Annotated in this window: 6 protein-coding genes and 1 pseudogene; 3 read left to right on the forward strand and 4 right to left on the reverse strand. The window is 50.2% G+C overall.

What is annotated here, in order from left to right:
- Nucleotides 1–226: 226 nt before the first annotated feature.
- From murQ to O71_RS19310, 4 genes and pseudogenes are all read right to left on the reverse strand, one after another.
- Nucleotides 227–1,001 (reverse strand): annotated as a pseudogene (gene murQ / locus O71_RS19295) (N-acetylmuramic acid 6-phosphate etherase).
- 93 nt (nucleotides 1,002–1,094) lie between these two features.
- Nucleotides 1,095–1,955: a hypothetical protein gene (locus tag O71_RS19300; protein ID WP_007660375.1), complete on the reverse strand. Its 861-nt coding sequence runs from the start codon at nucleotides 1,953–1,955 to the stop codon at nucleotides 1,095–1,097.
- Nucleotides 1,956–2,016: 61 nt separating this feature from the next.
- A complete protein-coding gene (locus O71_RS19305; protein WP_007660383.1) occupies nucleotides 2,017–2,274 on the reverse strand; it encodes a cytochrome b5 domain-containing protein in 258 nt (85 codons plus the stop codon).
- Nucleotides 2,275–2,383: 109 nt separating this feature from the next.
- Entirely contained in the window at nucleotides 2,384–3,535 is a 1,152-nt protein-coding gene (locus tag O71_RS19310; protein WP_007660384.1) for a formimidoylglutamase, read from the reverse strand.
- A gap of 241 nt (nucleotides 3,536–3,776) precedes the next feature.
- On the opposite strand from O71_RS19310, the gene O71_RS19315 reads away from it, so the two are divergent.
- The 3 genes from O71_RS19315 to O71_RS19325 all read left to right on the forward strand — a co-directional run.
- Nucleotides 3,777–5,534, forward strand: coding sequence for a long-chain fatty acid--CoA ligase (locus O71_RS19315; RefSeq protein ID WP_007660385.1), 1,758 nt, complete (start codon nucleotides 3,777–3,779; stop codon nucleotides 5,532–5,534).
- Between the two features lie 230 nt (nucleotides 5,535–5,764).
- Nucleotides 5,765–6,199, forward strand: a complete 435-nt coding sequence (locus tag O71_RS19320; RefSeq protein WP_007660386.1) for a MarR family winged helix-turn-helix transcriptional regulator — start codon at nucleotides 5,765–5,767, stop codon at nucleotides 6,197–6,199.
- 26 nt (nucleotides 6,200–6,225) lie between these two features.
- On the forward strand, nucleotides 6,226–7,450 hold a 1,225-nt coding region (locus O71_RS19325; protein WP_007660387.1), incomplete at its 3' end, for a 3-hydroxyacyl-CoA dehydrogenase family protein.

Raw genomic sequence — 7,450 nt, forward strand, 5'->3', positions numbered from 1 at the left:
TATCGCGAGAAAATGCGTTACGCCATGAAAGATGACCGCTTTAAGCTAGGCTATGACTGGGCGGTGACCAGTTACAAAGTACCAAGCAAAGAAGCCGCAAAAGTGCTTGTAGAAAGTATGGCCATCCTGGACTAGCAGCTCTTAATCAAAAAGCTATAAAACAGCTCGGCCTGCCAGTATAAAAGTCTACTGGCAGGCCGAGCTGTTTTATCAGAAATAAGTCTTCTTAAGAAATACCATTGCCATTACGGTAGGCCTCGATGGCGGCACGAACGCTACCATACTTCTTGAGCAACGCAGCAGCTTCGGGTTTCGCCAACTGTAGCTCTTCCATCAGCATGCGTGTGCCGCGCTCCACCAGCTTGGTATTCGATAGCTGCATGTCTACCATCTTGTTGCCCCTCACATGGCCAAGCTGGATCATGGTGGCAGTGGTGAGCATGTTGAGCACCAGCTTTTGAGCAGTACCGGCTTTCATGCGGGTGCTGCCCGTTACAAATTCCGGCCCTGTAACCACTTCTACCGGATAGTCAGCGGCGGCGGCTATAGCACTGTTGGCATTGCACACAATACAGCCTGTGGCTATCCCCTGGCGACGGCAGTCTTCCAATCCGCCTATTACATATGGCGTGCTGCCCGAAGCGGCTATACCTACCACGATGTCTTTGGCCGTGATGTTATGCTCCTGCAGGTCCTTCCAGGCTTGCTTTGTGTCATCTTCAGCAAACTCCACTGCCTTCCGTATGGCGCCGTCACCACCTGCTATGATGCCGACTACCAAGCCGTGAGGCACCCCATACGTAGGAGGGCACTCCGATGCGTCTACTATGCCGAGCCGACCGCTGGTGCCTGCCCCAATGTAAAAAAGTCTGCCTCCGTCAACGGAGGCGCTCTACAGTAGCATTTACCAGCGTTTCGATCTGAGGTATAACACGCTCAACAGCCAGTGGCACACTTTTGTCTTCCTGGTTGATGCAGGTGAGCACCTCGTGCACGGGCATTTGCTCTAGTCTATCGTAAAGTGAGTCGGATTCGGTAGTGGACACTGTGTTAATCGGTCAAATTTGAATTCAGTAAAAAAAGCGTGTTTGTAGTTAGGCATTCTGCATTTTGAGCAGCTCCTGGTGGTATTTGATCAGGCCTTCGCTTGGGCTGGAGATGATCACTCCGATATGGCAGCCATACTTCTTGGCTACCAGCTTGAGCGTGTCCGAGAAATGAAACGCGATAGAACCAACAAAGTTTACAGGAAGCTCACCAAAACCCTCGTATTTGCTGACATGACGCTCAAAGAACTCTTCGAAGTTCTCGTAAATCATCTCTTTGATCACCGGGCTCTTGCGTTTTTCATACATGAATTTGGCAAAAGTGGCCAGGTACTGGCTCGGTATGTCTGAGCCGTATACGGCGTCGAGTATGCCGTTCTTGGTCAGATTGTATCTGTTCTTAAGTGAAGTAGCCAGTTCTTCAGGCAACTCGCGGTACATGTAGGCCTTGATCAACAGCTTGCCCAGGTAGGCTCCACTTCCTTCGTCACCCATCAGGAAACCAAGCGAAGTCACGTTATCTATAATGTTCTTGCCATCGTAGAGACAGGAGTTGGAGCCGGTGCCCAGGATACAGGCTATACCTGGCTTGTGGCCACACAGGGCGCGAGCAGCAGCTAGCAAGTCGTGGTCTACATAGTTGGGCACGTTGGGGAAGGCTCGGCTAAGGGCATCTTCTACGCGTTTGTTACGCTCCGGAGAGCTACAGCCAGCACCGTAATAGTAAATGGCGCTAATATTTTTTTCTTTCAGCTGAGGCAGCAGCTCGGTCTCAAAAATGCTGTAAATCTTGTCAGTATCGAGGTACTGCGGGTTGATGCCAGTTGTGTTGACCTGTTCATATTCGTTGTCGGCATCGATTACACGCCAGTCTGTTTTTGTAGAGCCGCTGTCAGCTATCAGAATCATAATATTGGTAATTTATAGTTGATCAGGAGCCTACCTGTTACAGTAGCATACTCCCTGTGTTTTATTTTCGGTATACTGAATTTTTGACTTGTCCGATCACCTCAAATTTGTCAAATACATATTCGGTATGCGGCGCGTCCTTCAACTCCTCGGTCAGGTCCTGGCCTGCCCAGTGTTCGTAGTGGTTGCCGCTCCGCCACAGGCGTGATTTTTTCACGTCGTAAATCAGGCCTTTGTAAGCCACCCATACCTCGTCACGGTCCTGGCCATTGCGCAGGGCAAGCTGTTGTAGGGTGAACTCCGGGAGATTTTCTTCCATTTGGTTGCAGGCCTCACAAAGCCCGGGTTGCAAATATAATAATACTGCCCTAGTGATTGGGGCAAACGGAACAGAATCGGGTTTGTTTCTTTGTTCGCTTCCTGAAGTATTAGCCAATGCGGGCCTGCGTCAGGATCCAGCGGTTAGGCACTTCGCCTTTGATGGCCTGCAGGTAGTCTTCATAGCTACAGGGTACAATGCGGGGACTCTTTTCATCTGAAAGGGGTTCTACTTCCATCCACCACTTTTCACTTGCTTTGCTTTTATAGAATGTCATACGCTCCGGGTTATCACTGAAGGCCACGGCGTATTTGGTAAACTTGCTGGAGCTGAATTCTGTTTCATTCTTGCGGTGGTAGAAGCCCTCTATGAAGTACCAGATCATGGTGGCGATGGTCATGGCCGTTAGTTCCTGGCTGTCCTGTGCAGGATCATACTCGTAAATTCCCAATGATGTCATCTGGTCACTCAGACCTGCATACCAGCACAGCTGGCAGGCTTCCTCGCCAGTAAGCCCGAACGGGTTGGCAGGCGTATAGCCCGGCGCATCCTGATGGCGGATAGCCGAAATGTCAAAAGTGAGCAGGTCTGCCAGGCGCACAACCGGCTCCATCTCCTGCACACTGCGGTGCACTTCGCCTACACGGTAAGCCTCAAAGTGCAGCTTTTCGAACGTGGCCATCACTTCTGGGTCCACCAGGTAAGACTGATAGCCGATCTGGCCCAGGCTGAAGAGGTAGTTCGGTTCGTGCATCAGGATCTGGCGGAGCTGCTTTTTATTGGCAGGCACGTCATTGTCTTCGCTCATATCCACGCTGCTGTCCACGGTTACCATATTCACGGCACGTTCCAGGTACTCGTAGCCCATGTACTGTCCGTACTCCAGGTCATGCGTGCCGCCGATGATAATGGGAATGGTATTATGGGAGATGAGGACTTCAACTATTTCTTTCAACCGCAGGTAAGTGTCGTCGAGTGTTATGCCCGGGCGTAGGTTGCCCAGGTCGACTATGTTGCAGCGACCGGCTCCTTTGTGCATGCTGTACAGTTTTTTGCGTACAGCACGGGCCGGAATCATCTCTGCTACTGTTTCCTCTCCTTGTCCCCGGGTCTCGTTTATCCCGATCAGGGCGATGTCAGCTGAGCGCCAGTCAGGGAATTTGCCAGTAAAGCGGCCGATGTAGGCACCAAGTGTGCGCGGTTTGTCAAGCAGCGCAAAAATGTCCTCATTCAGAGGTTCGAAAAAGATGGAAAGGTTCATAAATCAGTATCAGGAAGGTCAAATATAGCAAAACTGCTGCTTTTGTGAGCGGCTTTTATTAACTATAACTTTTTCGCGTAAAAAGTGCAATCAATATAATGAATAGCAAATATTTGTACAGGAAGGTATAGAAATTTCAGAAAAAAATAATTAAAATGCACATACTAACGAACGTGTGGCCCATGTTGTGCCATCGTTCGTGATGTCCTAAAATAGACTGACACTAACCTTAGCAAACACAATGAACGTAACCCGCACCCTTGATCTGCTGCCTTTTCAGCTGCAGAACTCGCCTCAGCCGGATTGTCTGGCTACAAAAGTTAACGGACAATGGATTAAATACAGCACACAGGATGTGCAGGACACTGCCAACCAGGTAAGCCTTGGTCTGCTGAAACTAGGTATAGGAAAGGGCGACAAAGTGGCTATTATTTCCCTGAACCGGCCGGAGTGGGTGTTTGCTGACTTTGGTATACAGCAAATAGGTGCTATAAGTGTACCAATGTACCCGACAATCACGGTAGAGGACTACCGCTACATCTTCAACGATGCGGAGGTGAAAGCTGTGTTTGTGTCTGATGCGGAGCTCTACAACAAAGTAGTGGCTGCTACAGAGGGGATGGAGAGCATCAAAGAGATCTATACCTTCGACGAAATTCACGGTGCCAAGCACTGGAAGGAAGTGATCAAACTGGGAGAAGGAGAAGACGTAGCACAGCTTGAGCCATTGAAGGCTGGTGTTGGTCCTGACGATATCCTCACCATTATCTATACCTCTGGTACAACCGGCAACCCGAAGGGGGTTATGCTGACAAATAACAACATTATCAGTAACGTGACTGGTACGCTGCCTTATGTGCCTGTAAACCAGCATCACCGCGCACTGAGCTTCCTGCCGCTTTGCCATATTTTCGAGCGCATGCTCCTTTATTTATATATGCGCATTGGCGTGTCGATCTACTACGCTGAGAGCATCGAGAAAGTGGCCGACAACCTGAAAGAGGTGCAGCCGCATGTGTTTACCACGGTGCCGCGTCTGCTCGAGAAGGTATATGACAAGATCGTGGCCAAAGGTATGGAACTGACCGGCGTGAAGCGTAAGCTTTTCTTCTGGGCACTGGAGCTCGGTCTGCAGTATGATACCCGCGAAGACAAAGGCTGGTGGTATAACAAGCAGCTGGAACTGGCCAATAAACTTATCTTCAGCAAATGGCGCGAGGCCCTGGGCGGCAACGTAATTGCCATTGTATCGGGTGGCGCGGCGCTACAGCCACGCCTGGCCCGTGTGTTCTGGTCAGCCAACATCCGCGTGATGGAAGGTTATGGTCTGACAGAGACGTCGCCAGTGATAGCCGTGAACCGCTACGAGCCGGAGAACAACGTGATTGGTACCGTAGGTATGGCCATCGATGGGGTGGAGATCAAAATCGCAGAGGATGGCGAGATACTGACCCGTGGACCACACGTGATGAAAGGCTACTACAAGAAACCTGATCTGACGGCCGAGGTGATCGATGCCGAAAACTGGTTCCATACCGGTGACATAGGAGAGCTGGTAGAGGGCAAGTTTCTTAAGATCACGGACCGCAAGAAAGAGATGTTCAAAACGTCGGGTGGCAAGTATGTGGCACCGCAGCCGATCGAGAACAAGCTGAAGGAGTCGGTAGTGATAGAGCAGGCCATGGTGGTAGGAGCCGGGCAGAAGTATGCCGCTGCTCTGATCGTGCCTTCGTTCCTGGGGCTGCAGGACTGGTGTGCACACAAAGGTATCCCGTATACCTCTGATGCCGAGATGATCACCAAGCCGGAGATCATGGACAAGTATAAGCGTGAGGTGGATAAAGCCAACGAAGGGCTGGCGCAATTCGAGACCATCAAGAAGTTCACGCTGATCCCGAACATGTGGACGGTGGAAAGCGGTGAGCTGACACCGACCCTGAAGGTGAAGCGCAAAAACATCACAGCTAATTACCAGAAAGAGATTGACAGTATGTATTAATATGAAGTGAATTGAAGGTTTAAAGCCTTTCAGGTAACAAAAAACCCTTTCCGGACCGGAAAGGGTTTTTTGTTTGTAACCATTCTATGAATTATACATAAACTATAGCGGAAGGTACTATAGCACGAAATCCACTTTAACCTTTGAAGTCGGGAGGGGAATAAATTTTTCGTTAAATTAGTATGCTTGCATAACATTTTTCTTTATATTTGGTATAAACTACATGATGCATGAAGCCGGAAGAGACCGTAGATTATAATGTGAAGGTTTGTTGGCATGCTATCTCGCGTATGTATAATACAGAGGCTGCCAAAAATGATATTACCACCTCCATTGGATTTGTTCTGTTAAACATCAATCAGGAGACAGGTACCCCCGCCACGAAGATTGCCCCCCTGCTTGGTTTGGAGGCGCGCAGCCTGACCCGCATCCTGAAGAGCATGGAGGAGAAAGGCCTTATCTATAAGGTGTCTGACGACAAGGATAAACGGCTGGTGCGGATTTTCCTGACCGAACTAGGGCTGGAGAAAAAGGAAGTATCGCGCAGAACGGTGCTCCATTTTAACCATAAAGTGCAGGAAGCTATACCACAGGAAGAGCTGAATACCTTTTTCCGGGTTTCCGAGCGCATCATCAACATGATCGAAAACAAAGAGATTTTCTAACCATAGTAGACCATCAAGCTTTTTCTATGAAGAGATTAATTAAGAAAGTAGCCGTGCTGGGTTCCGGTGTAATGGGCTCCCGCATTGCCTGCCACTTTGCCAACATCGGCGTGCAGGTACTGTTGCTCGACATCGTGCCACGCGAACTCACTCCTGACGAAGAGAAAAAAGGGCTGACGCTGGAAAGCAAGCATGTCCGCAACCGCATTGTGAACAGTGCGCTGGAAGCAGCCATTAAGTCTAATCCTTCGCCCCTTTACCGTAAGTCCGATGCCCGCCTGATCCAGACGGGTAACTTCGAAGACAACATGAAGGATATCGCCAGCGCCGACTGGACCATTGAGGTGGTGGTGGAGAACCTGAAGATCAAGCATTCAGTGTTTGAGCAGGTGGAGAAGCACCGCAAGCCGGGCACGCTGATCACCTCCAACACCTCGGGTATCCCGATTTACATGATGCTGGAGGGCCGATCTGACGATTTCAAAAAGCACTTCTGCGGTACGCACTTCTTCAACCCGCCGCGCTATCTCAAGCTATTAGAAATTATACCTACGCCAGAAACCGATCAGGATGTTGTAGACTTCCTCATGCACTACGGCGACCTATACCTTGGCAAGACGACTGTACTGGCCAAAGATACACCGGCTTTCATTGCGAACCGTGTGGGTATCTACGCCATCATGCAAGGCCTGCAGGTGATGAACAAACTCGGACTGAACGTGGACGAGGTAGATCGTATCACAGGTCCGATCATTGGTCGTCCGAAGTCTGCTACGTTCCGCACGCTGGATGTGGTAGGTCTGGATACTCTGGCTAATGTAGCCAACGGTCTGTACCAGACAGGAGAGAAGGACGAGTCGCGTGAGTTATTCAAGCTACCGGACTACCTGCAGAAAATGGTGGAGAACAAGTGGCTGGGCGACAAAACCGGTCAGGGTTTCTACAAGAAAACGAAAGATGCCAAAGGCAAAACCGAGATCCTGACCCTCGACCTGAACACGCTGGAGTATGGACCAAAGCAGCGTCCGAAGTTCCAGAGCCTCGAAATTCTCAAGCCGATTGAGGATCTGAAGAAGCGCGTGAAGACCTTCTCCAAGCAAAACGATAAGGCAGCCCAGTTCTTCAACGAGTCACTCTATGGCTTGTTCCAGTACGTGAGCAACCGCATACCTGAGATCTCCGACGAACTCTACCGCATCGACGACGCCATGCGTGCCGGCTTTGGCTGGGAGCTGGGTCCGTTCGAGTACT

Source organism: Pontibacter sp. BAB1700, from assembly GCF_000277005.1.
Classification (GTDB): domain Bacteria; phylum Bacteroidota; class Bacteroidia; order Cytophagales; family Hymenobacteraceae; genus Pontibacter; species Pontibacter lucknowensis.

What these genes read in the sequence shown, in the direction of transcription:
- O71_RS19305 (WP_007660383.1), bottom strand. Translation starts at nt 2,274, where the DNA reads ATGGAAGAAAATCTCCCGGAGTTCACCCTACAACAGCTTGCCCTGCGC.
- O71_RS19300 (WP_007660375.1), bottom strand. Translation starts at nt 1,955, where the DNA reads ATGATTCTGATAGCTGACAGCGGCTCTACAAAAACAGACTGGCGTGTA.
- O71_RS19320 (WP_007660386.1), top strand. Translation starts at nt 5,765, where the DNA reads ATGAAGCCGGAAGAGACCGTAGATTATAATGTGAAGGTTTGTTGGCAT.
- O71_RS19315 (WP_007660385.1), top strand. Translation starts at nt 3,777, where the DNA reads ATGAACGTAACCCGCACCCTTGATCTGCTGCCTTTTCAGCTGCAGAAC.
- O71_RS19310 (WP_007660384.1), bottom strand. Translation starts at nt 3,535, where the DNA reads ATGAACCTTTCCATCTTTTTCGAACCTCTGAATGAGGACATTTTTGCG.